27 protein-coding genes are annotated in these 25205 nt (G+C 70.6%); 20 read left to right on the top strand and 7 right to left on the bottom strand.

Annotated features, from left to right (window positions below; genetic code table 11):
* Nucleotides 1-45 precede the first annotated feature (45 nt).
* A complete protein-coding gene (locus tag LPN01_RS13875) occupies nucleotides 46-930 on the top strand; it encodes a DUF4886 domain-containing protein (protein ID WP_262829011.1) in 885 nt (294 codons plus the stop codon).
* Nucleotides 931-963: 33 nt separating this feature from the next.
* Here the strand turns inward: LPN01_RS13875 and dnaN are convergent, their stop codons facing one another.
* Nucleotides 964-2079, bottom strand: a complete 1116-nt coding sequence (gene dnaN / locus LPN01_RS13870; RefSeq protein WP_262829010.1) for a DNA polymerase III subunit beta — start codon at nucleotides 2077-2079, stop codon at nucleotides 964-966.
* Between the two features lie 155 nt (nucleotides 2080-2234).
* Complete coding sequence (locus tag LPN01_RS13865; RefSeq protein WP_262829009.1) at nucleotides 2235-2837, bottom strand: outer membrane protein; 603 nt, start codon at nucleotides 2835-2837, stop codon at nucleotides 2235-2237.
* Nucleotides 2838-2971: 134 nt separating this feature from the next.
* Between LPN01_RS13865 and LPN01_RS13860 the strand changes: the two genes are divergently transcribed.
* The 8 genes from LPN01_RS13860 (at nucleotide 2972) to LPN01_RS13825 (ending at nucleotide 10882) form a co-directional block, all read left to right on the top strand.
* Nucleotides 2972-3634, top strand: a complete 663-nt coding sequence (locus LPN01_RS13860; RefSeq protein ID WP_262829008.1) for a histidine phosphatase family protein — start codon at nucleotides 2972-2974, stop codon at nucleotides 3632-3634.
* Entirely contained in the window at nucleotides 3631-4110 is a 480-nt protein-coding gene (locus LPN01_RS13855) for a hypothetical protein (protein WP_262829007.1), read from the top strand. Before LPN01_RS13860 ends, LPN01_RS13855 begins: the two co-directional genes overlap by 4 nt.
* A 17-nt stretch (nucleotides 4111-4127) precedes the next feature.
* Nucleotides 4128-5372 carry a 23S rRNA (adenine(2503)-C(2))-methyltransferase RlmN gene (gene rlmN, locus LPN01_RS13850; protein WP_262829006.1) on the top strand — a complete coding sequence of 415 codons (1245 nt, stop codon included), beginning with the start codon at nucleotides 4128-4130 and terminating at the stop codon, nucleotides 5370-5372.
* Nucleotides 5365-6123 carry a sulfite exporter TauE/SafE family protein gene (locus LPN01_RS13845; RefSeq protein WP_262829005.1) on the top strand — a complete coding sequence of 253 codons (759 nt, stop codon included), beginning with the start codon at nucleotides 5365-5367 and terminating at the stop codon, nucleotides 6121-6123. Before rlmN ends, LPN01_RS13845 begins: the two co-directional genes overlap by 8 nt.
* A gap of 122 nt (nucleotides 6124-6245) precedes the next feature.
* Nucleotides 6246-7460: an MFS transporter gene (locus tag LPN01_RS13840; RefSeq protein ID WP_262829004.1), complete on the top strand. Its 1215-nt coding sequence runs from the start codon at nucleotides 6246-6248 to the stop codon at nucleotides 7458-7460.
* Complete coding sequence (gene nhaA / locus LPN01_RS13835; RefSeq protein ID WP_262829003.1) at nucleotides 7457-8665, top strand: Na+/H+ antiporter NhaA; 1209 nt, start codon at nucleotides 7457-7459, stop codon at nucleotides 8663-8665. The genes LPN01_RS13840 and nhaA overlap by 4 nt, the downstream gene beginning before the upstream one ends.
* A complete protein-coding gene (locus tag LPN01_RS13830; RefSeq protein ID WP_262829002.1) occupies nucleotides 8662-9666 on the top strand; it encodes a histone deacetylase family protein in 1005 nt (334 codons plus the stop codon). Before nhaA ends, LPN01_RS13830 begins: the two co-directional genes overlap by 4 nt.
* Nucleotides 9653-10882, top strand: a complete 1230-nt coding sequence (locus tag LPN01_RS13825) for an MFS transporter (RefSeq protein WP_262829001.1) — start codon at nucleotides 9653-9655, stop codon at nucleotides 10880-10882. The genes LPN01_RS13830 and LPN01_RS13825 overlap by 14 nt, the downstream gene beginning before the upstream one ends.
* Nucleotide 10883: 1 nt before the next feature.
* Here the strand turns inward: LPN01_RS13825 and LPN01_RS13820 are convergent, their stop codons facing one another.
* A complete protein-coding gene (locus LPN01_RS13820; protein WP_262829000.1) occupies nucleotides 10884-12143 on the bottom strand; it encodes a dipeptidase in 1260 nt (419 codons plus the stop codon).
* 146 nt (nucleotides 12144-12289) lie between these two features.
* Here LPN01_RS13820 and epsC point away from each other — a divergent pair, with 146 nt between their 5' ends.
* Genes epsC through LPN01_RS13805 form a run of 3 tightly spaced genes read left to right on the top strand, consistent with a single transcriptional unit; the run spans nucleotide 12290 to nucleotide 14267 of the window.
* Nucleotides 12290-13252: a serine O-acetyltransferase EpsC gene (gene epsC, locus LPN01_RS13815; RefSeq protein WP_262828999.1), complete on the top strand. Its 963-nt coding sequence runs from the start codon at nucleotides 12290-12292 to the stop codon at nucleotides 13250-13252.
* Nucleotides 13252-14031 carry a gamma-glutamyl-gamma-aminobutyrate hydrolase family protein gene (locus tag LPN01_RS13810; protein WP_262828998.1) on the top strand — a complete coding sequence of 260 codons (780 nt, stop codon included), beginning with the start codon at nucleotides 13252-13254 and terminating at the stop codon, nucleotides 14029-14031. The genes epsC and LPN01_RS13810 overlap by 1 nt, the downstream gene beginning before the upstream one ends.
* Nucleotides 14028-14267, top strand: a complete 240-nt coding sequence (locus tag LPN01_RS13805; protein ID WP_262828997.1) for a hypothetical protein — start codon at nucleotides 14028-14030, stop codon at nucleotides 14265-14267. Before LPN01_RS13810 ends, LPN01_RS13805 begins: the two co-directional genes overlap by 4 nt.
* Before the next feature lie 101 nt (nucleotides 14268-14368).
* Here LPN01_RS13805 and LPN01_RS13800 read toward each other — a convergent pair whose 3' ends face one another.
* The 3 genes from LPN01_RS13800 to sucC form a co-directional block, all read right to left on the bottom strand.
* Nucleotides 14369-15298, bottom strand: coding sequence for an electron transfer flavoprotein subunit alpha/FixB family protein (locus tag LPN01_RS13800; RefSeq protein ID WP_262829036.1), 930 nt, complete (start codon nucleotides 15296-15298; stop codon nucleotides 14369-14371).
* 8 nt (nucleotides 15299-15306) lie between these two features.
* Complete coding sequence (locus tag LPN01_RS13795) at nucleotides 15307-16053, bottom strand: electron transfer flavoprotein subunit beta/FixA family protein (RefSeq protein WP_262828996.1); 747 nt, start codon at nucleotides 16051-16053, stop codon at nucleotides 15307-15309.
* A gap of 216 nt (nucleotides 16054-16269) precedes the next feature.
* Nucleotides 16270-17469: an ADP-forming succinate--CoA ligase subunit beta gene (gene sucC, locus LPN01_RS13790; protein WP_262828995.1), complete on the bottom strand. Its 1200-nt coding sequence runs from the start codon at nucleotides 17467-17469 to the stop codon at nucleotides 16270-16272.
* A 128-nt stretch (nucleotides 17470-17597) separates the two neighbouring features.
* Here sucC and LPN01_RS13785 point away from each other — a divergent pair, with 128 nt between their 5' ends.
* Complete coding sequence (locus LPN01_RS13785) at nucleotides 17598-18128, top strand: sterol desaturase family protein (protein WP_262828994.1); 531 nt, start codon at nucleotides 17598-17600, stop codon at nucleotides 18126-18128.
* A 25-nt stretch (nucleotides 18129-18153) separates the two neighbouring features.
* Nucleotides 18154-18504 carry a PilZ domain-containing protein gene (locus tag LPN01_RS13780; RefSeq protein ID WP_262828993.1) on the top strand — a complete coding sequence of 117 codons (351 nt, stop codon included), beginning with the start codon at nucleotides 18154-18156 and terminating at the stop codon, nucleotides 18502-18504.
* Nucleotides 18505-18704: 200 nt separating this feature from the next.
* On the opposite strand, the gene LPN01_RS13775 is transcribed toward LPN01_RS13780, so the two are convergent.
* Nucleotides 18705-19652 (bottom strand): ribose-phosphate pyrophosphokinase, encoded by a 948-nt coding sequence (locus LPN01_RS13775; protein ID WP_262828992.1) that lies wholly within the window; start codon nucleotides 19650-19652, stop codon nucleotides 18705-18707.
* 139 nt (nucleotides 19653-19791) lie between these two features.
* Here LPN01_RS13775 and LPN01_RS13770 point away from each other — a divergent pair, with 139 nt between their 5' ends.
* The 6 genes from LPN01_RS13770 (at nucleotide 19792) to ribB (ending at nucleotide 25205) form a co-directional block, all read left to right on the top strand.
* Nucleotides 19792-21126 carry a glutamate--tRNA ligase gene (locus LPN01_RS13770; protein ID WP_262828991.1) on the top strand — a complete coding sequence of 445 codons (1335 nt, stop codon included), beginning with the start codon at nucleotides 19792-19794 and terminating at the stop codon, nucleotides 21124-21126.
* A 95-nt stretch (nucleotides 21127-21221) separates the two neighbouring features.
* Nucleotides 21222-21899: an energy transducer TonB gene (locus LPN01_RS13765; protein WP_262828990.1), complete on the top strand. Its 678-nt coding sequence runs from the start codon at nucleotides 21222-21224 to the stop codon at nucleotides 21897-21899.
* Between the two features lie 259 nt (nucleotides 21900-22158).
* Nucleotides 22159-22506, top strand: coding sequence for a hypothetical protein (locus tag LPN01_RS13760; protein ID WP_262828989.1), 348 nt, complete (start codon nucleotides 22159-22161; stop codon nucleotides 22504-22506).
* 17 nt (nucleotides 22507-22523) lie between these two features.
* On the top strand, nucleotides 22524-23486 hold the full coding sequence (gene ribD / locus LPN01_RS13755) for a bifunctional diaminohydroxyphosphoribosylaminopyrimidine deaminase/5-amino-6-(5-phosphoribosylamino)uracil reductase RibD (RefSeq protein WP_410482830.1): 963 nt from the start codon (nucleotides 22524-22526) through the stop codon (nucleotides 23484-23486).
* Complete coding sequence (locus LPN01_RS13750) at nucleotides 23471-24076, top strand: riboflavin synthase (RefSeq protein WP_262828987.1); 606 nt, start codon at nucleotides 23471-23473, stop codon at nucleotides 24074-24076. Before ribD ends, LPN01_RS13750 begins: the two co-directional genes overlap by 16 nt.
* Nucleotides 24066-25205, top strand: a complete 1140-nt coding sequence (gene ribB / locus LPN01_RS13745; protein WP_262828986.1) for a 3,4-dihydroxy-2-butanone-4-phosphate synthase — start codon at nucleotides 24066-24068, stop codon at nucleotides 25203-25205. The genes LPN01_RS13750 and ribB overlap by 11 nt, the downstream gene beginning before the upstream one ends.

Here is a 25205-nt window from a genome sequence, read left to right as displayed (position 1 = left end):
CCGCCGAATCGCGCGCCGTCGGCCGGAGGCGCGAGGGACGTAACGATGACGATCAAGATGGCGGCCGCCGTGATGCTGGCGATGACCGTGTCCACCACGGCGGCGGCACAGCGGGCGCCCGCGCCGGTCGCGCTGCCGCGCACGATCCTGTTCATCGGCAACAGCTTCACCCAGGGCGCGCATTCGCCGGTGCGCAACTGGCACGCGCATCGCGTCACCGACCTGACCGGCGCGGGCTATGGCGGGGTACCCGCCCTGTTCAAGGAATTCGCCGACGAGGCGGGGCTGGCCTATGCCGTCAGCCTGGAGACGCAGGGCGGCCAGAGCCTCGCCTTCCACTACGACCAGCGCCGCCACCTGTTCGACCGCGCATGGGATGTCGTCGTACTGCAGGAATACAGCACGCTCGACCGCGACCGCCCCGGCAACCCCACCCAATATATCCGCAGCGTCGGTCAGCTGGGATCGCTGTTCCGCGTCCGCAACCATGCCGTGCGCGTCGAGCTGATGGCGACGTGGAGCCGCGCGGATCAGGTCTATCAGCCCGGCGGCGCGTGGTACGGCCGGCCGATCGGCGCGATGGCGGACGATCTGCGCAGCGCCGCCGACCGGGCGCGGATCACCAACCGGTCGGTGTCCGGGGTGATTCCGGTCGGCCAGGCATGGAACCGCGCCTTCGCCGCGCGCGTCGCCGATCCCGATCCCTATGACGGCGTCGCCTTCGGTCAGGCGAACCTGTGGTCCTACGACCAGTATCACGCCAGCACGGCGGGCTATTATCTTGAGGCGCTGGTGGTGTTCGGCCGCATCACCGGGGTCGATCCCCGCACGCTGGGGCGCGGCGAACGTGCCGCCGACGAGCTGGGCCTGTCCCCCGACCTTGCCGCCTCGCTCCAGCTGATCGCGTCGGAACAGCTGGCCCAGCGCTGACCGGCCCGGGGGGAAGGATCCCCCGGCGGCGGATCAGACGCGCATCGGCATCAGGACGTACAGCGCCGGCGCCTTGTCGTTTTCGCGGATCAGCGTCGGTGCGGCGGCATCGTTCAAATGCACCTCGACCACGTCGCCGTCGATCTGGCCGAGGATATCGAGCAGATAGCGGCTGTTGAAGCCGATCTCGAACGGCATCGCGGCATAGTCGCCCGGCACTTCCTCGGCGGCGGTGCCGTTTTCGGGGCTGGTCACCGACAGCGTGATCTTGTCGCGGTCGAGCGCCATCTTGACCGCGCGCGTCTTTTCGGTGGCGATCGTCGAGACGCGGTCGACGCCTTCCTCGAAGCTGCGCGGATCGAGCTTCAGGATCTTGTCGTTCCCGGTCGGGATGACGCGCGAATAATCGGGGAAGGTCCCGTCGATCAGCTTCGACGTCAGCACCGCCTGCCCCAGGTCGAAGCGGATCTTGGTCCCCGACAGCGACACGCCGACCGACCCGTCGACCTCGTCGAGCAACTTGCGCAGTTCGGCGACGCATTTGCGCGGCACGATCACGTCGGGCATCCCCGCCGCGCCCTCGGGCCGCGGCAGCGTGACGCGCGCCAGCCGGTGGCCGTCGGTCGCGGCGGCCTTCAGCGTCGGTTCGCTGGCGTCGTCCTGCACGTGCAGGAAGATGCCGTTCAGGTAGTAACGCGTTTCCTCGGTCGAGATGGCGAAGCGCGTCTTGTCGATGATCTGCTTCAGCGTTTCCGCCGGGATTTCGAACTGCGTCGGCAATTCGCCCTCGGCGATCACCGGGAAATCGTCGCGCGGCAGCGTGCCGAGGCTGAAGCGCGCGCGCCCTGCGACGATCGACATTCGCCCTTCCGCGGCGTGCAGCTGCACCTGGCTGCCCTCGGGCAGCTTGCGGGCGATGTCGAACAGCGTGTGCGCGGATACCGTCGTCGAACCCGGCTGGTCGACCGCCGCCACGATCGATTCGTTGATCTGGAGGTCGAGGTCGGTCGCCATCAGCCGCAGCTGGCCCTCCGCCGTCGCTTCCAGCAGCACGTTCGACAGGATCGGGATGGTGTTGCGCCGCTCCACCACGGACTGGACGTGGCTCAGCCCCTTCAGGAGCGTTGCGCGTTCGATCGTCGCCTTCATGATCTTTAAAACCCCTGTCCCCCGAAACCGGGTCTTCCCCCGAAACCGGGTCGTCCCCCGAGTCCGGGACATGTCCCGCCTGTCCTACCCATGAAAAAGGGGTCGGAGCAAGCGCCCCGACCCCTCCGACGATTCGGGTTAACGAAGCGTTGACCTCAGAACCGCATGCCGACGCCCGCGACCAGCTGATGCCGGTCGGCGTCGATGTCGAACCCGTCCGCCTTGCCGTAATGCGAATAGCGGTATTCGCCCTTCACATAGGTGTTCGAACCGATCTGGTGCTCCAGCCCGGCGCCGAGCCGCAGCCCGTCGAGATCGACGCGATCCGTCGTCCGCGTGTTGCCGACGTCGTAGCGCGCCTCGACCCGGGCATTGGTATAGCCGCCCTTGGCATAGGCGAGGGTCGTCGGGTTGAGCACGAAGCCGACGCGCGCGCCCGCATACAGGTCGCGCCCAGCCGACACGCGCAGCCGGTCGCCCGGCGTCAGCAGATTGTCGGTCCGGGTGTCGGAAGTCGACCCGGTCAGTTCGCCCTCGCCGCCGACGATCAGGTTGTTGAGCTGCACGTCGTAGCCGACCGCACCGCCATAGACGACGCCGTCGCTGGTGCTCGATCCCTGGTCGTGGCCGTCCTTCAGCGCATCGTAGCCGGCGACGCCTTCGATGCGCAGCCCGGTGAACGGCGCGCCCGCGGTCTGGGCGAGGACGGGGGTGGCGAACGCGGTGGTGGCGAGCGCGGCGAGGATGATGATACGCATGAACAACTCCATGTTTCGCCCCCGGGAACGCGGGGCGGACGGCTCCAATGGTCGAACCGGGCGGCCGTTGCATGAACCTCAGCTAAACGCGGAAAACCGTTGCTTTTCCGCCACAGCGCCCCGACACCGGCGGCATGACGCCGTCCGTTTCCGCCGCCCCGGCCCGTTCCGACCGCAAGGGCCGCGACTTCGTCGCCCGCCACGGCGAAACCGTATTCAACGCCGCGCGCCGGTTGCAGGGGGATCACCCCCACACGCCGCTGACCCGCGCCGGTTTCGCGCAGGCGGACGAGATCGGGCGCGCGCTGCGCGAGCGGCTCGGTCACCGGCCCGCGCTGACGCTCTGGGCGTCGCCGACCGGCCGCGCGCTCCAGACGCTGGCGGTGATCGCCGAGCATCTCGGCCTCGACTGGCACGCGGCACGCACCGACCCGCGGCTGGTCGAGATCGGCATGGGCAGCTGGGGCGGGCGCTATTACGCCGACGTGGTGGACGAGGTCGGACCGGTGGTGACCGCGGAAGGACTGCTGCGCCCCGCCGCCGATGGCGAGGATTATCGCGCCATCGCCGCCCGTGTCACCGGCTGGCTGGCGGACACCGGCGACGATCCCGGCGACCGCCTCGTCATCATGCACGGCATATCGAGCCGGGTGCTGCGCGGCGTGATGACGGGGGCGCCGGTCCACCCCGAATGGGGCGCGCCGATCGCGGCGGGCCTGCCGCAGGGGTCGCTGGTCGAGATCGCGCACGGCCGCGAAACGGTCGCGCATCTCGGCAGCGGGCACGCCCCGGCGTGAGCGACGCGCGCTACGCCGTGCTGCTGCTCGCCCTGCTGGCAGCGGCGGCGCCGGCGCGCCAGGCGATCGGCGTGTACAGGAGCTGGGGCGCCTTCCGCGACGCCGTGCCCGCGCGCTGCTATGCCATCGCCCGCCCCGCGACCGCGGGCGGGCGTGCGGGCGGCTGGGCGAGCGTCGCGACCTGGCCGGATCGCGGGCTGCGCGCATCGCTGCACATCCGCCTGTCGCGCGAGCGCGACCGGTCGGCGCCGGTCACGCTGACGATCGGCGAGCGCCGCTTCGACCTCACCGCCAACACGCTCGACGCCTGGGCCGCCGACGCGCCGAGCGACCGCGCCGTCGTCGCCGCGATCCGATCGGGGCGCAGCATGAGCGTCGAGGCGGTCGCCCCCGGCGGCCGCCCCTTCGCCGACGTCTACCTGCTCGCCGGCGCCGCCACCGCGATCGACGCGGCGGCGCTCGGCTGCGTGCGCTGACCGCCCGCCGGGGCGGGATGGAAACCACGGCCGTTTTCGTCTATATCCCGGCGATGCTCGACAGCGTTGCCCCACCCATGCCCATTCCGGGCCACATCGATCCTGTCCCCGTTCCGCGCCCGCAGACGTTCCGCGAGGATGGTCGCATCGACCTGATCGGCCTCGGCAAGGACGCATTGCGCCAGACCCTGCTCGACGCGGGGATGGAGCTGCGCCAGGCCAAGCTGCGCGCCAAGCAGATCTGGCACTGGCTCTACAATCGCGGCGCGACCGAATTTTCGGCGATGAGCGACATCTCGAAGACGATGCATCCGTGGCTGGAGCAGCGCTTCGTCATCGGCCGGCCCGAGGTGATCGAGGCGCAGGTGTCGACCGACGGCACGCGCAAATGGCTGCTGCGCTCGCCCGACGGGCAGGATTACGAGGCGGTGTTCATTCCCGACGCGGATCGCGGCACATTGTGCGTGTCGAGCCAGGTCGGCTGCACGCTCAACTGCCGTTTCTGCCACACCGGCACGATGCGGCTCGTCCGCAACCTGACCGCGGGCGAGATCGTCGGGCAGGTGATGCTCGCGCGCGACGCGCTGGGCGAATGGCCGAGCCAGCCCGAAGGGCGCATGCTCACCAATATCGTGATGATGGGCATGGGCGAGCCGCTGTACAATTTCGACGCGGTGCGCGACGCGCTGCGCCTCGTCATGGACGGCGACGGCCTCGCGCTGTCGAAGCGGCGCATCACCCTGTCCACCAGCGGCGTCGTGCCGATGATGGCGCGCGCGGGCGAGGAGATCGGGGTCAACCTCGCGGTGTCGCTCCACGCGGTGACCAAGGAGGTGCGCGACGAGATCGTGCCGCTCAACAAGAAATACGGCATCGAGGAGCTGTTGCAGGCCTGCGCCGACTATCCCGGTGCCAACAACGCCCGCCGCATCACGTTCGAATACGTCATGCTGAAGGACAAGAACGATTCCGACGCCGAGGCGCACGAGCTCGTCCGCCTGCTGCGCAAGTACAAGCTGCCCGCCAAGGTCAACCTGATCCCGTTCAACCCGTGGCCGGGCGCGCCCTACGACACCTCGACGCCCGAACGCGTGCGCCGGTTCAGCGACATCGTCTTCGAGGGCGGCATCTCCGCCCCCGTCCGCACCCCGCGCGGTCGCGACATCGACGCCGCCTGCGGCCAGCTCAAGACCGCCGCCGAGAAAAAGAGCCGCGCGCAGATGGATCGCGAAGCCGACGAGAAGATGGCCGCGCTTGGCTGATGCCGCCGGCCTCGCGCTGGCGGCGGGGGCGGGGGTGCTGGGCGGCGCGATGAATGCGCTCGCGGGCGGCGGATCGTTCGCGACGATGCCGACGCTGATCGCGCTCGGCCTGCCCTCCACCGTCGCCAACGCCACCAGCAACGTCGCGGTCCAGCCCGGCGCGGTGGCGAGCGCCTGGGCCTATCGCCGGGGCCTCGCGCCGATCGGCGGGGTGGGGGTGCGACCGCTCGCGGCGATCACCTTCACCGGCGGGCTCGCGGGCAGCCTGCTGCTCGCCTGGACGCCGGCGACGGCGTTCGACGTCATCGTGCCCTGGCTGCTGCTCGCCGCGACGATCGCGATCGCGCTCGGCCGGCACGCATCGGACTGGCTGAGCACCCGTTTCGTCGCCGGACCGCGCAGCCTTGCGGCGGGACAGGCGCTGCTCGGCATCTACGGCGGCTATTTCGGCGGCGGCGTCGGCATGATGCTGACCGCGATGTGGGGGCTGCTGACCGGCGCGAGCCCGGCGAAGCTCGCCGCGCCGCGCACGCTGATGCTCGCGGTCGCCAACACCGCGGCGACGATCGTGTTCGTCGCGAGCGGCATGATCGCCTGGGCGCTCTGCGTGCCGATGATGGCCGGATCGATCGCCGGCGGCTATCTGGGGGCGCTGGTCGGGCGACGCCTGCCCCCGGCGGCGATCCGCGGCTGGACGCTGCTGGTGACGGTGGTGACGACCGCGGTGTTCTTCTGGCGTGCCTACGGCTGACGGCGCGCCGACGCCCGATGCCACCGCGCGCGTCGCGACCCAGACGCCGCGTCCATGAACCCGTTCCGGTGCTCGACCGTTACCCTTGCTGCATTGCAGCAAAGCCGGTTAGGGCAGATCTCATGACGTTACGACAGACCGCCGCGGCGCATCCGGGCCTCGTCCACCTTGCGCTCGCGATGGGCGGGTTCGCGATCGGCACCACCGAATTCGCGGCGATGAGCCTGGAGCCCGACCTCGCCCGCGGGCTGGGGATCGACGCGCCGACGGTCGGGCATGTCATCAGCGCCTATGCGCTGGGTGTCGTCGTCGGCGCGCCGACGATCGCCATCCTGTCCGCGCGGCTGTCGCGACGGGTGCTGCTCGTCGGACTGATGGCGCTGTTCGCGATCGGCAACACGCTGTCCGCGCTCGCACCGGGCTATGGCTGGATGCTGGCGTTCCGTTTCCTCGCCGGCCTGCCGCACGGGGCCTATTTCGGGATCGCCTCGCTCGTCGCCGCGTCGCTGGTGCCCGACGACCGGCGGACGCAGGCGGTCGGGCGGGTGATGCTGGGGCTGACCGTCGCGACGATCGTCGGCGTGCCGTTCGCGACGCTGCTCGGCCAGGTCGCGAGCTGGCGCTGGGTCTTCGCGCTCGTCGCGGTGCTGGCGCTCACCACCGCAGCGCTGGTCGCATGGCTCGCGCCCGCGGACGCCCCCGACACCGCCGCCAGCCCGCTGCGCGAGCTGACCGCGCTGACGAGGCCGCAGGTCTGGCTGACGCTCGGCACCGGCGCGATCGGCTTTGGCGGCATGTTCGCGGTCTATACCTATCTCGCCGCGACGCTGACCGAGGTGACCGGCGTATCGGCAGGGACGGTGCCGGTCGTGCTCGCCGTGTTCGGCACCGGCATGACGATCGGCAACCTCGTCGTGCCGCGCTTCGCCGACCGCGCGCTGATGCCGACCGCGGGCGCGCTGCTGGTGTGGTCGGCGGCGGCGCTGGCGCTCTATCCGCTCGCCGCCGGCAACCCCTGGACGATGACGCTCGACGTGTTCGCGATCGGCCTCGGCGGCGCGCTCGGCACGGTGTTGCAGACGCGGCTGATGGACGTGGCGGGCGAGGCGCAGGCGCTGGCCGCCGCGCTCAACCATTCGGCGTTCAACACCGCCAACGCGATCGGGCCGTGGCTGGGCGGCCTCGCGATCGCGGCCGGGTTCGGCTGGACGTCGACCGGAATCGTCGGCTGCGGCCTCGCGCTCGGCGGACTGGCGATCTGGGCCATCGCCTTTGCCGCGGCGCGTGGCGGTATCGGCTTGCCCGCCGCGGCGGAGCCGTTACGCGGGAACGGATGACGTCCCGCACGCCCCGACGCGGCAGCCACAGCGCGCTGCGCGATTTCCTGCACAGCGAGGCTGCGGGCGGCGTCGTCCTGATCGCCGCCGCCGTGCTGGCGATGATCGTCGCCAACCTGCCCGCCACCGCGCACGGGTACGAGGCGCTGCTGCACCGGACCACCGGGCCGATGCTGTCCCCCGAACTGGGGCCGATGAGCGTCCACCTGTGGATCAACGACGGGCTGATGGCGCTGTTTTTCCTGCTCGTCGGGCTGGAGATCAAGCGCGAGTTCGTCGACGGCCGGCTCGCCAGCGTCGAGCGGCGGCGGCTGCCGTTCATCGCCGCCGCCGCGGGCATGGCGGTGCCGGCGCTGGCCTTCCTCGCCGTGGCGGGCGGCGTCCCCGCGCTCCGGCCCGGCTGGGCGATCCCCGCGGCGACCGACATCGCCTTCGCGATCGGGGTGATGGCGCTGCTCGGCAGCCGGGTGCCCTCGGCGTTGAAGCTGCTGCTGACCACGGTCGCGATCGTCGACGACATGGGGGCGGTCGCGATCATCGCCGTCGCCTATACCGAAACGATCCACGTCGCCGCACTGGCGGGCGCCGCGGCGGTGCTGGCGGGGATGTATGGGCTCAACCGGCGCGGGGTCATGATGCTGTGGCCCTATCTCGCCGCCTTCGCGCTGTTGTGGCTGCTCGTGCTGATGTCGGGCATCCACGCCACCATCGCCGGGGTGGCGGCGGCGGCGCTGATCCCGATCCGCCCCTCCCCCGCCGCACCCGACGACGCGACCTCGCCGCTGCACCGGCTGGAACACGCGCTGCACCCCTGGGTCGCCTTTGCGATCGTGCCGCTGTTCGGTTTCGCCAATGCCGGCGTGTCGCTCGCCGGGGTCGGCGCGGAGACGCTCGGCCGGCCGCTGGTGCTCGGCATCGCGCTCGGGCTGTTCCTCGGCAAGCAGCTGGGGATCGTCGCGGCGATCTGGGGCGCGGACCGGCTGGGCATCGCGCGACGGCCCGCGGGCATCGGCTGGGGCCAGCTCTACGGCATGGCGCTGCTCGCCGGAATCGGCTTCACGATGAGCCTGTTCATCGGCGGCCTCGCCTTCGCCGACCCGGCGCTGCTCGGCGAGGTCAAGATCGGCGTGCTCGCCGGATCGATCGCCTCGGCGCTGGCAGGGGTGATCGTGCTGCTGGCGGCGGGACGGGGGCGACCGGCATGAGGATCTTCGCGCATCCGGCGCAGGCCGCGCACCACCCGGCCCATGAATTTCACAACGGCGCCCTGACGCCCTATGCCGAGGTGCCGGCGCGGCTGGCGACGATCCTCGCGGCGCTGGGACCGGTCGAAACGCCTGCGGACGCGGGGCTGGCGCCGATCCTCGCGGTCCACGACGCCGCCTATTGCGACGCGTTGCAGGCGGTACCGGCGCTGTGGCGCGCGGCGGGGCGGGCGGGCGAGGCCATCCCCTACGCCTTTCCGATCGTGCGGCGGCGGTCGCTGACGCCGTCGCGGGTCGACGCGCTGCTCGGCGCGCACGCGATGGACAGCGTGACGCCGATCACCGACGACACCTGGTCCGCGGCCTATTGGAGCAGCCAGGCCGCGCTGGCCGCCACCGCCGCGGTGCTGGGCGGCGACCGCGCCGCCTTCGCGCTCAGCCGGCCTCCCGGCCATCATGCCGGGCGCGACTATTGCGGCGGCTATTGCCACCTCAACCATGCCGCGGTCGCCGCGCAGGCGGCGCGCGATGCCGGCATCGCCCGCGTCGCGATCCTCGACATCGACTATCACCACGGCAACGGCACGCAGGATATCTTCTGGGATCGCGGCGACGTCTTCTACGCCTCGATCCACGCCGATCCCGCCACCGATTTCCCCTTCTACTGGGGTCATGCCGACGAGACCGGTGCGGACGCGGGCGAAGGCGCGACGTGCAACCTGCCGCTGCCCCACGGCACCAGCCTCGCCGCGTTCCGGGCGGCGCAGGGGAGCGCGCTCGAAGCGATCGCGCGGTTCGATCCGGGGCTGCTGGTGGTGAGCTTCGGCGCCGACACATGGGAGGGCGACCCGATCTCGCGCTTCGCGCTCACCACCGCCGGCTACCGCCTGCTGGCGCGCGACATCGCCGGCTGCGGCTGGCCGACGGTGATCGTGATGGAGGGCGGCTATGCGGTCGACGCGCTCGGCGCCAACGTCGCGAGCTTCCTTGCCGGCTTCTGACGGCCCGCTGCGGCGGGGCACGCCCGCCTATCGCCGGCTGACGCTGGCAATGCTGTTCGCGGGCTTCTCGACCTTCTCGCTGCTCTATTCGGTGCAGCCGCTCTTGCCGCTGTTCGCGCACGATTACGCGCTGAGCGCCGAGGGCGCGTCGCTCGCGGTGTCGCTCGCGACCGGGCCGCTCGCTGTGGGCATCCTGTTCGCCGGCATCCTGTCCGACCGGGTCGGGCGCCGGCCGCTGATGGTGTGGGCGATGTTCCTCGCCGGCATGCTGACGCTTGCTGCCGCGCTGGTGCCGGGGTGGCACGCGCTGCTCGGGCTGCGCCTGCTCACCGGCATCGCGCTCGCCGGCGTGCCGGCGGTGGCGATGGCCTATGTCGCCGAAGAGGTCGATGTCGCCTCCGTCGGCGCGGCGATGGGCCTGTATATCGCCGGCAGCGCGATCGGAGGCATGGGCGGGCGGCTGGTCGCCAGCCTCGTCGCCGACGTCGCCGGCTGGCGCTGGGCGCTGGGCTGCGTCGGCCTCGCCGGCGTGGCGATGGCGGAGGCGTTCCGCCGGCTCGCACCGCCGTCGCGCGGCTTCGTCGCGGGCGGCGGCGGCAGTCCGATCGCCGGTGCCGCCGCGCTGTTCCGCGACCGGGCGCTGCCGCTGCTCTATGCCGAGGCGTTCGTGCTGATGGGGGTGTTCGTCACCGTCTACAATTACGCCGGCTTCCGGCTGCTCGCGCCGCCCTACGGGCTCAGCCAGGCCGCGGTCGGGCTGGTGTTCCTGCTCTACATCCTCGGGTCGGCGAGTTCGGCGCTGTTCGGGTCGTTCGCGGGGCGGGTCGGCCGGCGCCGCGTGTTCTGGCTGCCGATCGTGCTGCTGATCGCCGGGGTGGCGGCGAGTGCGGCACGGCCGCTCGCGCTGGTCGTCGGCGGCATCGCGCTCGTCACGATCGGTTTCTTCGGCGCGCATTCGATCGCCAGCGCCTGGGTCGGGCGGCGCGCGGTCGGCAATCGCGGCCAGGGGGCCGCCTTGTACCTGTTCTTCTATTACCTGGGGTCGAGCGTCCTGGGGTCTGCGGGCGGCATCGCCTGGACGCATGCGGGCTGGCGCGGGGTGACGCTGTTCTGCCTGGCGCTCGGCGGGATCGCGCTGGCGCTCGCGGTGCTGCTCGCCCGGATCGCGCCGCTGCCGCTGCCCGAGGCGCCGAACGCCGCCCCGGTCGAGCCATAGGTCACCGCGCCATCGCGTCCACCGGCGGCAGCCTGGCCGATCGCGCCGCCACCGCCTCGACCGCCTCCATCACCCGCAGGATGTTGCCCCCCGCCAGCCGCGCCAGATCGGCGTCGCTCCACCCCCGCCCTACCAGTTCGGCGAAGAGCAGCGGATAGCCGTCGACCCCGCTCAGCCCCTGCGGCGCGGTGCCGTTGATGCCGTCGTAATCGCCGCCCAGCCCGACCGCGCCATGCCCGGCGACCCGCGCGACATGCTCGACGTGGTCGGCGACCTCCTTCACCCCGACCGCCGGCTCGGGATGCGCGGCGTCCCACGCCACCAGCGGCGCCGGCGCGCGCGCGCCATAGACGTCCGCCGCCACTCCGGCCGACCGCGCATAGGCGGTCCGGGCAGCATCCCACGCGCGCCAGGCGTTCGACAGGAAGGCCGGATAGAAGTTCACCATCACCACCCCGCCCTTCGCGCCGATCGCGCGGAGCAGGTCGTCGGGAATGTTGCGCGGCGCAACCGTCACCGCGCGCGCGCCCGAATGCGACGCGATCACCGGCGCGGTCGACACCGCCAGCACGTCGCGCATCGTCGTATCCGCGACGTGGCTGACGTCGACGATCATGCCGATGCGGTTCATTTCGGCCACCACCTGCCGTCCGAACGGGTTCAGGCCGCCCGCCCGCGGCGCATCGGTGGCGCTGTCCGCCCATTCCAGGCTCTTCCCATGCGTCAGCGTCATGTAGCCGACGCCGAGCGCCTTGTACTGGCGCAGCACCGACAGCCGGCCGTCGATCTGATGACCGCCCTCGACCCCGATCATCGACGCGATCCGCCCCGCCCTCTCGATCCGCTTCACGTCGGCGGCGGTGGTCGCCAGCGCCAGATCGGCCGGGTGCGCCGCGACGAAGCGGCGGACGATGTCGATCTCTTCCAGCGTCATCTCGACCGCGCGCGGGCCGATCGTGTCGGCGGGGATCCACACCGACCAGAATTGCCCGCCGACCCGACCGCGCCGCAGCCGCGGGATGTCGGTCTGCAACGGATGCGGCAGCGCCGCGGTGTCGCGCGACAGGTCCGTCGCCTCCACCGCGCCACCCTGCTTGTCGCGCAATTCCCAGGCGAGGTCGTTGTGCCCGTCGATCACCGGCGTACGCGCGAGCAACCGGTCGACGCGGGCGGCGACGGCGGCATCGGGCGCGGCCTGCGCGGCGAGGAGGAGGGCGAGGATCAGCATCGCGGCAGTGAAGCAGCTTCGTGGCCGATCCACCAGCCTGCGCCCGCATTGCTTGAGGCCACCAAAGCTTTTCTTTCTATTCCCACTCGATCGATGGGATATTCTCGGCGGCCTGGAGGATCCGTGATGACGACCACCGAACCCGCCCCCCTGTCGCATAGCACGCGAGGCTGATCGTCATGGCGTCGCCCCCGCCGATCGCGGCCGCCGGCACCGATCTGGGCGAGGCCGTCGATAGGTTGCGCGCCGCCCGGATCGCGTGGCGCGACCGCCAGCCGTCGGCGGCGCGCGCCGCCGAAGCCTTCCCCTCGCGCGGCGCGGTCGAACGGATCGTGCAATTGCTGTCCGAGGCGCTCTACCCCCGCCGGCTCGGGCTCCGGCGGATCACCGCGGCGGACGAGGACCGCTTCGTCGCCGCCCGGCTCGCCGCCGCCTTCACCGAACTCGAACGCGAGATCGGGCAGGAAATCGGCTATTGGCAGGCCGAGGCGCGCGCCCGGTTCGACGCGGACCAGCCCGCGACGATCGTCCGGCTGTTCGCGGGTACGCTGGGGGACATCCGCCGGCTGGTCGACAGCGATGTCGAGGCGGCGTTCCTGGGCGATCCCGCGGCGGGCAGCACCGACGAGATCCTCGTTTGCTATCCCGGCGCGATCGCCAGTCTGCACCACCGTATCGCGCACGAACTGCATGCGCTCGGCGCGCCGATCGTCGCCCGGATGATCTCCGAACTCGCCAACGAACGCACCGGGATCGACATCCATCCCGGCGCCGCGATCGGCGAACGCTTCTTCATCGATCACGGCACCGGCGTCGTCATCGGCGAGACGGCGATCGTCGGCAGCGGCGTGCGGCTGTACCAGCACGTCACGCTCGGCGCGCGCAGTCCGCTGGGCGCCGCGCACCGCGGTCCGCGCGACCGTTTCGCGCGCCATCCGATCGTCGGCGACGACGTCGTGATCTACGCCGGGGCGACGATCCTCGGCCGCGTCACGATCGGCGCGGGTGCGACGATCGGCGGCAACGTCTGGCTGCTCGACGACGTGCCCGCCGGCGGCGTCGTGGTGCAGCCCGAGGCGACGCTGCTCGCCCCCTCCGCCGGCCATGCGCTGCGCGACACGCTCGTCGCGGCGATCGTGTGATGGGCCGGGCCGCCGATCCCGCCCGCCGCCCGGTGATCGGCGTGCTGTGCTGCAACGAGGTCGCCGACCGACCGGTGCAGGTCGTCGCCAGCCGCTTCGTCGAACCGCTCACCCGGCTCGCGGGCGCTACCGTCCTGCTGGTGCCGGCGATGCCCGATACCGCGGACGTCGCGACGCTCGCCGCGATCCTCGACGGGCTGCTGCTGACCGGATCGCGCTCGCACGTCGCGCCATGGCGCTACGGCGGCGCGCCGCTGCCCAGCGGACAGGTCGTCGACGAGCCGCGCGACGAGGTCGCGCTGGCGCTCGCCGGACGGATGATCGAGGCGGGCAAGCCGGTGTTCGGCATCTGCCGCGGGTTGCAGGAGATCAACGTGCTGTTCGGCGGGTCGCTCTGCGCCGCCGCGCATGCCGAACGCCACCACCGCGGCGCGTGGGAGGGCGATTACGACGCGCTGTTCCACCACGGGCACGATGTCGAACTGAGTGCCTGCGGCCGGCTCGCCGATGCCACCGGCGCGCGGCGGATGCGGGTCAATTCGGTGCACCAGCAGGGTATCGACCGCCTCGGCGGCGGCCTGTCGGTCGAGGCGATCGCCGCCGACGACGGCCTGATCGAGGCGGTGTCGGCGCGGCCCTGCGGCGGCGATGTGCTCGGCGTGCAATGGCATCCCGAATGGGATGCCGCCACCGCGCCCGCCAGCCGCGCCTTCTTCGCGCTGATCGGCGCGGGCCTGCGCGACGGCGCGCCACGGGTTTCAACACGGAGGATGGAATGAAGATCGTGATCCTGGCACCGGCGCTGGCGCTCGCCGCGCTGAGCGTTTCCGGCTGCGGCCCCAAGGCCGACACCGGCGCCACCAATGCCGCCGCTACCGAGACGCTGACGCTCAACGAGGAGGGCGACGCCGCCCTCGCCAACAGCGACGGTTTCGAGGCGAATGCGACCGATCCGGCGCCCGACAACGCCATCGGTGACAACGCACTGGCGCCGGCCGCGGGCAACGCCCTCTAGTTCACCGATTTTCCGGACACGCCAGGCAAGCTCCCTAGGCGTAGACTGGCGGCCCGACATTGCTGTGTCGGGCCGCCTTTTTGCGCGTCGGGCGTCGTCGGTCAGAGCTTCCCGGTCAGTTCGGGAACGATCTTGAACAAATCGCCGACCAGGCCGATGTCGGCGACCTGGAAGATCGGCGCGTCCTCGTCCTTGTTGATCGCGACGATGACCTTGCTGTCCTTCATCCCGGCGAGATGCTGGATCGCGCCCGAGATGCCGACCGCGATATAGACTTCCGGCGCGACGATCTTGCCGGTCTGGCCGACCTGATAGTCGTTGGGCGCATAGCCCGCGTCCACCGCCGCGCGGCTGGCACCGACGCCGGCGCCGAGCTTGTCGGCGAGCGGATCGATCAGCGCGTGGAACTGCTCGCCCGAACCCAGCGCGCGGCCGCCCGACACGATGATCTTGGCGCTCGTCAATTCGGGACGCGCATTTTCGGCGATCTCGGCGCCGACGAAGCGCGACTTGCCGGTGTCGCCCTGCGATGCCACCGCCTCGACCACGCCCGACCCGCCCTCGGTCGCCGCCTTGTCGAACGCGGTGCCGCGCACGGTGATGACCTTCTTGGCGTCCGACGACTGCACCGTCGCGATGGCGTTGCCGGCGTAGATCGGCCGCGTGAACGTGTCGTCGCTCTCGACCGACAGGATGTCGCTGATCTGCATGACGTCGAGCAGGGCGGCGACGCGGGGCGCGACGTTCTTGCCGGTGGTGGTCGACGGCGCGACGAAGGCGTCGTGATGCCCCATCAGTTCCACGACCAGCGGCGCGACGTTCTCGGCCAGCGCATGCGCATAGGCAGCGTCGTCGGCGACGTGCACCTTGCCGACGCCGGCGATCTTCGCCGCCGCCTGCGCGACGCCGTCGACGCCCTGCCCCGCGACGAGCAGATGCACTTCGCCGAGCCTGGACGCGGCGGTCACCGCGGCGAGCGTGGCGTCCTTGACGGCGGTGCCGTCGTGTTCGACCCAGACGAGCGTCTTCAGGTTACCGGTCATCGGGCAATCCCCATCGCATGCAGCTTGGTGACGAGTTCGTCGACATCGGCGACCTTGATCCCCGCCTGGCGCTTGCCAGGCTCGACGACCTTCAGCGTCTTGAGGCGCGGGGTGACGTCGACGCCGTAATCGGCGGCGGTCTTCTGCGCCATCGGCTTCGACTTCGCCTTCATGATATTGGGCAGCGAGGCGTAGCGTGGTTCGTTGAGGCGCAGGTCGGTGGTGACGATCGCGGGCAGCGGGAAGCTGTCCGTCTCGAGCCCGCCATCGACTTCGCGCGTGACGGTGACGGTGCCGTCGCCCAGCTCGACCTTCGAGGCGAAGGTGCCTTGGCCCCAGCCGAGCAGGCCGGCGAGCATCTGGCCGGTCTGGTTGTTGTCGTCGTCGATCGCCTGCTTGCCGAGGATGACCAGCGCGGGCTGTTCCTCCTCCACGATCTTCGCGAGGATCTTGGCGACGCCGAGCGGCTCGACCTTTTCCTCGGACGTGACGAGGATCGCGCGGTCGGCACCCATCGCGAGCGCGGTGCGCAGCGTTTCCTGCGCCTTCTGCTCGCCGATCGAGACGACGACGATCTCGGTGACGCCCTTGTCCTTGAGACGGATCGCCTCCTCGACCGCGATCTCGTCGAACGGGTTCATCGACATCTTGACGTTGGCCAGGTCGACGCCCGTCCCGTCCGCCTTCACGCGGGGCTTCACGTTGTAATCAAGCACGCGCTTGACCGGCACCAGCACCTTCATCAGCTTCCTTCCGATTGCGCCTCCGATGCCGTTTTCCGGCACCGTATCGGCGGGTCACATGGCTATTTTCCGTCGTTTTCGCAAGTCCGGTACGGAAATCGCCGCTTGCCGTAACGGCATCCGCCCCGTCCGAACGAATCGGGCCCGGACATGATGCCCGAGCCCGACGGTTTTTTCACGTGTTCGCGTCGCCGGACGCCGTCCGGACGCGGCGGATCAGGCCGCCTTCTGCACCTCGGCGACGATCTTCTTGGCCGCGTCGCCCAGGTCGTTGGCGGGGACGATGGCGAGGCCCGAATTCGCCAGGATGTCCTTGCCCGCCTGCACGTTGGTGCCTTCCAGACGGACGACCAGCGGCACCGACAGGTTCACTTCCTTCGCCGCGGCGACGATGCCCTCGGCGATGATGTCGCACTTCATGATGCCGCCAAAGATGTTGACGAGGATGCCCTTCACCGCCGGATCGGCGAGGATGATCTTGAACGCCGCCGTCACCTTTTCCTTGTTGGCGCCGCCGCCGACGTCGAGGAAGTTGGCGGGGAACATGCCGTTCAGCTTGATGATGTCCATCGTCGCCATGGCCAGGCCGGCGCCGTTGACCATGCAGCCGATGTCGCCGTCGAGCTTGATGTAGGCGAGGTCGTACTTCGACGCCTCCAGCTCCATCGCATCCTCTTCGGTCGTGTCGCGCAGCTCGAGCAGGTCCTTGTGACGGAACAGCGCGTTGCCGTCGAACGCCACCTTGGCGTCGAGCACCATCAGCTTGCCGTCGTCGGTGACCGCGAGCGGGTTGATCTCGATCTGCTCGGCGTCGGTGCCGAGAAACGCGTCGTACAGCTTCGATGCGACGTTGGCGGCCTGCTTGGCGAGGTCGCCGGTCAGGTCCAGCGCGGCGGCGACGGCGCGGCCGTGATGCGGCTGGAAACCGGTCGCGGCGTCGATGTCGATCGAGTGGATCTTTTCGGGCTCGTCGTGCGCGACCGTCTCGATGTCCATGCCGCCTTCGGTGCTGGCCACCATCGACACGCGACCCGTCGCGCGGTTGACGAGCAGCGCGAGGTAGAATTCCTTGGCGATGTCGACGCCGTCGGTGACGTACAGGCGGTTGACCTGCTTGCCGGCATCGCCCGTCTGGATCGTCACCAGCGTGTTGCCGAGCATGTCGGTCGCCGCGGCGCGGACGTCGTCGGCGGTCCTGGCGAGGCGGACGCCGCCCTTCGCATCGGGGCCGAGTTCCTTGAACTTGCCCTTGCCGCGGCCGCCGGCATGGATCTGCGCCTTGACGACGTACAGCGGCCCGGGAAGCTTGGCCGCGGCGGCGACGGCCTCTTCGACGCTCAATGCGGCAAAGCCGACGGGGACGGGGACGCCGAACTTGGCGAGCAGTTCCTTGGCTTGATATTCGTGGATGTTCATGGCCTGCCTCGCATTGTGCTATTAAGAGGAGATTGTGCCGCCCTTTGCACAGGCGGCGCGACGAATCCACCCCGATCTGATCGGGGCACCGGCGTTATTGCAAACGCATCGCATTAGATGGAACACGCATGTCCTGGCCGATCGGCTCCCTGCTCTTTCTCGCCACCGTGATCGGCATGGAGGCGTTCGCCTATGCCGCGCACCGTTGGGTCATGCATGGCCCGGGGTGGTTCCTGCACGCCAGCCACCACCGCAAGCGCCATGGCGCCTGGGAATGGAACGACCTCTATGCGGCGATCTTCGCGGTGCCGTCGTTCCTGCTGATCTTCGGCGGGTTGCAGCTCGGCTGGTGGCCCGGGCTGGTGTGGATCGGCGCCGGGATCGCCGCCTATGGCGCGATCTACTTCGGCTTCCACGACGTCATCGTCCACCAGCGCATCCCGACGCGCTACCTGCCCCGCTCCGCCTATATGAAGCGCATCGTCCAGTCGCACCGGCTGCACCACGTCGTCGAGACGCGCGAGGGCAACGTCAGCTTCGGCTTCCTCGTCGCGCCCCGGCCCGAAGCGCTGAAGGCCGAGCTCAAGCGGCGCGGCCGCCAGGGGGTGCGCGCCCCCGAAGCCGCCCCGGACAGCAAACGGGCGTTGGCAGAAAAGTAACCATTGTCGTGGCATCCCGCATGCCATGGAACAGCCGCTCTTCACGCCGCCCTATGACGCGGTCGCCTATGGCGCCGGCGACAGCAGCGACGAATCGCGCCAGGCGCTGCGCAAGGCGGTCAAGATGCGCGCGCACCTGCGCGACCGCGGCCAGACCCGGTTCGAGATCGAGGTCACCGACCTGTCGCTGTCGGGCTTCCGTGCGGAAACCAGCTTCACGCTGTGGCCCGGCACGGTGGTGTGGCTGACGCTGCCCGGCCTCGCCGGGCTGGAGGCGGTGGTCGCATGGCGCGACAAGTTCAAATACGGCTGCGCCTTCGCAAAGCCGCTCCACCCCGCGGTGTTCGAACACATCATCGCCCTGTCGCAGCGCTGACCGGCGTCGCGTACCTTCACGCTCGGGGATAGGCAGCGCACCAGCCCTTTGTAATAAAAGATCAGTAGCGGCGATCCACGCCGGCTTGACAGGACGACGGCAAAGCTGCCGTCAGACGGGCCGCACAACGCGCGCTCGCTGACCGTGCCGGATGCTGCGCGTGCCGCGCATCGGCGCGGGCGTGACCGCGCCTGCGCCGATCAGTCGAAGAGCGACGATACGCTGGTTTCGTCGGCGATGCGCTTGATCGCCTCGCCCAGCAGCGGCGCGATGGGCAGGTGGCGGATGCGGCTGGGCTTGCCGTCCTTCGGACCGATCGATTCGTGGTTGCCGATCGAATCGGTGATGACCAGTTCGCGCAGCGCCGACCCCTCGACCCGCGCCACCGCGCCGCCCGACAGCACGCCGTGCGTGACATAGGCGACGACGTCCTCCGCACCCGCCTCGCGCAGGGCGGCCGCGGCGTTGCACAATGTCCCCGCCGAGTCGACGATGTCGTCGATGAGGATGCAGAACCGCCCCTCGACGTCGCCGATGATGTTCATCACCTCCGATTCGCCGGCGCGCTCGCGGCGCTTGTCGACGATCGCGAGCGGGGCGTTGTCGAGCCGCTTGGCAAGCTGGCGCGCGCGGACGACGCCGCCGACGTCGGGCGAGACGACCATCATGTTCTTGCCCTTGAAGCGGGCGTTGATGTCCGCCGACATCACCGGCGCGGCGTACAGATTGTCGGTCGGGATGTCGAAGAAGCCCTGGATCTGGCCGGCGTGCAGGTCGACCGACAGCACCCGGTCGGCGCCCGCCACGGTGATGAGGTTGGCGACCAGCTTGGCCGAGATCGGGGTGCGCGGGCCGGGCTTCCGGTCCTGCCGGGCATAGCCCATGTAGGGGATCACCGCGGTGATCCGCCGCGCCGACGCGCGCTTCAGCGCATCGATCATGATGAGCATCTCCATCAGATTGTCGTTGGCGGGAAAGCCCGTCGACTGGAGAACGAACACATCCTCGCCGCGGACGTTTTCCTGGATCTCGACGAAGATTTCCTCGTCGGCGAAGCGGCGGACCAGCGCGTCGGTGAGCGGGATTTCCAGATAGGCGGCGACGTCCCGCGCAAGCGGAAGGTTCGAATTGCCGGTCATCAGTTTCATGGATGTGCTCCCGCCCCGTGGTTGCGCGCGCCTTAAAGAAACCGTCACGGAACGGAAAGCGGCGATCGCGACGGCGCCGCCCGGCCCCGCGGGCACAGACCGGTTGTCGCCGCGCGGGCGACTGACTAGGCCGTCGGCCATGACCGTCATCACCCGTTTCGCGCCCTCGCCCACCGGCAGCCTGCACGTCGGCAACATTCGTGCCGCGCTCCACAACTGGATGTATGCGCGCGCGAACGGCGGCCGCTTCCTGCTGCGCATCGACGACACCGACGCCGAACGCTCCGAGGAACGGTTCGTCGATGCGATCCACGCCGACCTCGCCTGGCTCGGCCTCGACCCCGATGCCGCGGTGCGCCAGTCGCAGCGGTTCGCGCTATATCAGGCGCGCTTCGACGCGCTGGTCGCGGCGGGACGCATCTATCCCGCCTACGAAACCGCGCAGGAACTCGACCTCAAGCGCAAGATCCTGCTCGGTCGCGGGTTGCCGCCGGTCTACGATCGCGCCGCGTTGCAGCTGTCGGCGGCGGACCGCGCCCGGATCGAGGGCGACGGGGTGCGCCCGCACTGGCGCTTCAGGCTCGATCACGACGCGCCGATCGCGTGGGACGACCTGATCCGCGGCCCGCAGGCGTTCGATCCGCGCACGATGAGCGACCCCGTCGTCCGCCGCGCCGACGGATCGTGGCTGTACATGCTGCCCTCGGCGATCGACGACGCCGACCTCGGCATCAGCCACGTCGTGCGCGGCGAGGACCATGTCTCCAACACCGCGCTGCAATTGCAGATGTTCGACGCAATGGGCGTCGCCCCGCCGCGGTTCGCGCACGAGGCGCTGCTGACGGGCGCGGAGGGCAAGCTGTCGAAGCGGCTGGGGTCGCTGGGCGTCGCGCATTTCCGCGACGAGGGGATCGAACCGCAGGCGGTGATCGCGCTGCTCGCCCGGATCGGCACCAGCGACCCGGTCGAGGCCGTGGTCAGTCCGGAACCGTTGATCGCCGCGTTCGACTTCGCCCGCTTCGGCCGCGCGCCTGCGCGCTTCGACGAGGCCGAACTGGCGCAGGTCAACGCCCGGATCGTCCACCAGAGCTGGTATGGCGCGGTCGCCGATCGCCTGCCCGCCGGCATGGGCGTCGCCGAATGGAACGCGGTCCGCCCCAACCTGTCCCGCGTCGCGGAGGCGGCGGACTGGTGGCGGGTGATCGAGGGGCCGGTCGACGCCCCCGCCGCCGATTCGGACACCGCCGCCTATCTGGCGCAGGCCGCCGGGGTCGCGCGCATCATGGAGTGGGGCGACGATCCCTGGCACGCGCTGACCGACGCGCTGAAGGCGGCGACGGGGCGCAAGGGCAAGACGCTGTTCCTGCCGCTGCGTCAGGCACTGACCGGACGCGATCACGGTCCGGACATGGCGGCGCTGCTGCCGCTGATCGGTCGCGACCGCACGATCGCGCGGCTCGCGGCGGCCGGCTGACCTCGGCGCCTTGACAGCGTAACGATACATCGTAACATCACGAGGTCCAGAGGAGACGCGTTCGAGTCCATCGCAGTTCGAGAGGAGACGGAGCCATGTATGCCGATCGTCACGCCCAGCCTGCCCGCTTCAACCCCGGCGGCCTGACCGCCGCGGTCGCGATCAACGCCGCTTTGGTCGCCGCGCTGATGTTCGCGGGGCCGACGACCCTGCCCGGCCCGGCCGGCCATGGCCCGACGATCGTCACCGTGCCGATCGATGAGCCGCCGCCCCCCGAACCCCCAAAGCCGCGACCCGAACCGCATGAGGTGACGGCGAGCCGGCCGGACGAACGGATCGTCGCGCCGATCCCGCCGATGCCGATGCCGGCACCCACCGGCTTCACCACGACCGCGATCGACTCGCCCCCCGCCCCCGGCCCGGTGGTCGGCAACGACCCCGGCCCGGTCGCGGTCGATCCGCCCGCCCCGCGGCTGCCGCCGCTGATCGGCCCGCAGGTCGACCCGCGCTATGCCAACGCCTTCCAGCCGACCTATCCGCCCGCCGAACGCCGCGCCAATCGCGACGGGCGCGTCACCGTACGCGTGCTGGTCGGCATCGACGGCCGCGTCCGCGAGATCGAGCGGATCACCGCAACGAGCGATGCCTTCTGGCAGGTGACGCAGGAGCGTGCCCTGCGTGCGTGGCGCTTCCGGCCAGCCACCCGAGGCGACGTGCCGGTCGAGGCATGGCGGACGATGACGCTCACCTTCCGCATGGAAGACGCCGGCTGACGCACCGGCCGGCGGGTTTCTTCCCCGCCGGCCGTGTCCGTCCGGGTCGGGGCATGTTCGCGCAGAGGCGCGGGGGACGCGGGCCATGGTTCGCCGCATGGCGCCCCCCTCGCTCAGAGAATAAAGCGCACCGCGATCGCCGGCACGGCCCGCCTTCGCGTCTCCGCCTCTTCGCGCGAACCCGTCGCACGCCTCGGGCACGGAGCACCGCCGACGCAGGCACTGGCCTCGCCGCCCCGCGCGACCTATCTTGGCGGCCATGCAGTTCTTCCGCCGCTTCTCGCCGGTCCGCGCCTACAAGGACCTGCGCCTGTTCCTGTCGCAGCGTGAACCGCGCGACCTCGGCTTTCTGGTCGCGGCGATCGCGGTGACGGGCTTCTTCGTCTACGCCTTCATGCGCAACGACATCCCGCCCGAGCCCTATTCGCCCAACATCATCTATTTCAACAACTACCGCGCCGACCGCACCGATGCGCAGATCAAGGCGCAGCAGGCGATCGACAAGGTCGACCAAGACAAGCGTATCGCCGCGCAGAAGGCGCGCGAGGAAAAGCTGCGCAGCCAGTTCAAGTCGGTCGACGACGCGATGACCAAATGGGGGCTGTGAGCGACGACCAGCGCTGGATGGGCGTCGCGCTCGCGCTGGGCGAGCGGGGTCGCGGGCGGACCGCACCCAACCCCAACGTCGGCTGTATCGTCGTCCGTGACGGCCGGATCGTCGGTCGCGGCTGGACGCAGCCCGGCGGCCGGCCGCATGCCGAGGCGATGGCGCTCGCCGCGGCGGGCGACGCGGTGCGGGGCGCGACCGTCTTCACCACGCTGGAACCCTGCGCGCACGTGTCGCCGCGCGGGCCGGCGTGCGCCGATCTGCTCGTCGCCGCGGGGGTCGCGCGCGTCGTCGTCGCGCGCGGCGATCCCGATCCGCGCACCGACGGAACCGGTACCGCCCGCCTGCGTGCCGCGGGAATCGTGGTGACCGACGGCGTCTGCGCCGACGCCGCCGCGCGCAGCCTGGCGGGGTTCCTCACCCGACAGCGGCTCGGGCGACCGTTCGTGACGCTGAAGCTCGCCACCTCTCTCGACGGCCGTATCGCGCTGCCCGACGGCAGCAGCCGCTGGATCACCGGCCCGCAGGCGCGCGCGCACGCGCACCTCGAACGCAGCCGGCACGAGGCGATCGTGGTCGGGCGTGGCACATGGGACGCCGACGCGCCCGCACTCGACGTGCGCCTGCCCGGACTGGAAGCCCGCGCGCCGCGGCGCGTGCTGCTGTCGGCGCGGGCGGCGCCGGCGGGCGACGGGATGCTGCGGATCGCATCGCCGGCGGCGATCGCCGACCTGCCGGGCGACCATGTGCTGGTCGAGGGCGGTGCGCGCACCGCGGCGGCGTTCCTGCGCGCCGACCTGGTCGACCGGCTGCTGCTGTACCGCGCGCCGATCCTGATCGGCGCCGGCATCGCGTCGATCGGCGACATCGGCCTCGCCGACCTCGCCACCGCGCACGGGCGCTGGCGCGCGGTCGACGCGCGGCAGCTTGGCACCGACCGTCTCGAGGTCTACGAGCGCGACGCATGTTCACCGGCATAGTCAGCGATATCGGCACCATCGAATCGGTCGAGCACCGCGGCGACACCCGCGTGCGGATCGCCACCGCCTATGACGTGGCGACGATCGACCTCGGCGCGTCGATCGCCTGTTCGGGCGTCTGCCTGACCGTGATCGACAAGGCGGCGGGCCGGTTCGACGTACAGGTGTCGGGCGAGACGATCGCCCGGACCGCACGCGACCAGTGGACGCAGGGACGCCGCCTCAACCTCGAACGCGCGATGAAGCTGGGCGACGAATTGGGCGGCCATATCGTCACCGGCCATGTCGACGGCATCGCCGAGGTCACGGGCATCCAGCCCGACGGCGAGTCGCACCGCATCGGTTTCGCGGTGCCTGCCGCGCTTGCGCCGTTCATCGCGCCCAAGGGCTCGATCACGATCGACGGCGTCTCGCTGACGGTCAACACGGTCGAGGATCACGGGGAGGTGACGCACTTTTCGGTGAACCTCATCCCCCACACCCAGGCGGTCACCACGCTCGGCACGCTGGCCCCCGGCCAGGCGGTGAACATCGAGATCGACGTGCTCGCCCGCTACCTGCAACGGATGGAGCATTATCGTGGCCGCTAACGCCGAGCTGGGACGCATCCGCCACGCGTTCCTGTCCAGCCCCGAAGAGATCATCGACGAGGCCCGCAACGGCCGGATGTTCATCCTGATCGACGACGAGGACCGCGAGAACGAGGGCGACCTCGTCATCCCCGCCCAGATGGCGACGCCCGAGAAGATCAATTTCATGGCCCGCCACGGCCGCGGCCTGATCTGCCTGGCGCTGACCCGCAAGCGAGTCGACGAGCTCGGCCTCAAGCTGATGAGCCGCAACAACGGTACGCGCTACGAAACCGCCTTCACCACCTCGATCGAGGCGCGCGACGGCGTCACCACCGGCATCTCCGCCGCCGATCGCGCGCGGACGGTGGCGGTGGCGATCGATTCGTCCAAGTCGCCCGACGAGATCGTGACGCCTGGCCACGTCTTTCCGCTGGTCGCGCGCGACGGCGGCGTGCTGGTGCGCACCGGCCATACCGAGGCGGCGGTCGACGTATCGCGGCTGGCCGGACTCAACCCCAGCGGCGTGATCTGCGAGATCATGAACGACGACGGCACGATGGCCCGGCTGGACGACCTCGTCACCTTCGCGCAGTTCCACAACCTCAAGATCGGCACGATCCGCGACCTGATCGCCTATCGCCGCCGCTACGACCACCTCGTCGAGAAGCGGGCCGAGGCGCGCTTCGTCAGCGACTGGGGCGGCGAATGGACCGCGCTGACCTTCTGGAACAAGGCGACCGGCACCGAGCAGATCGCGTTGGTGAAGGGCAAGGTCGATCCCGCCAAGCCGACGCTCGTCCGCATGCACGCGCTGTCGCCGTTCGCCGACATCTTCGGCGAGGGCGGCGACCGCGCCGGGCTGCTGCGCCGCTCGATGGAGATCATCGCGGAGGACGGCGCCGGCGTCATCGTCGTCATCAACCGGCCGCGCGCCGACCAGTTCACCGTCGCGTTGCAGGCCCGCGCCGGGACGCTGCCGCAGGCGGACATGGAGGAATTGCGCGACTATGGCGTCGGCGCGATGATCCTGACCGAGCTCGGCGTCGAGGAAATGGTGCTGCTCACCAACACCCACCATACCCTCGTCGGGCTCGACGGCTACGGCCTGTCGATCGTCGGCGAACGGGCCATCGGGACGGACGGCTGA

Origin of the sequence: Sphingomonas sp. A2-49 (genome assembly GCF_025548555.1) — a bacterium.
Lineage (GTDB): Bacteria > Pseudomonadota > Alphaproteobacteria > Sphingomonadales > Sphingomonadaceae > Sphingomonas.
This window is presented reverse-complemented; position numbering and strand designations above follow the sequence as displayed.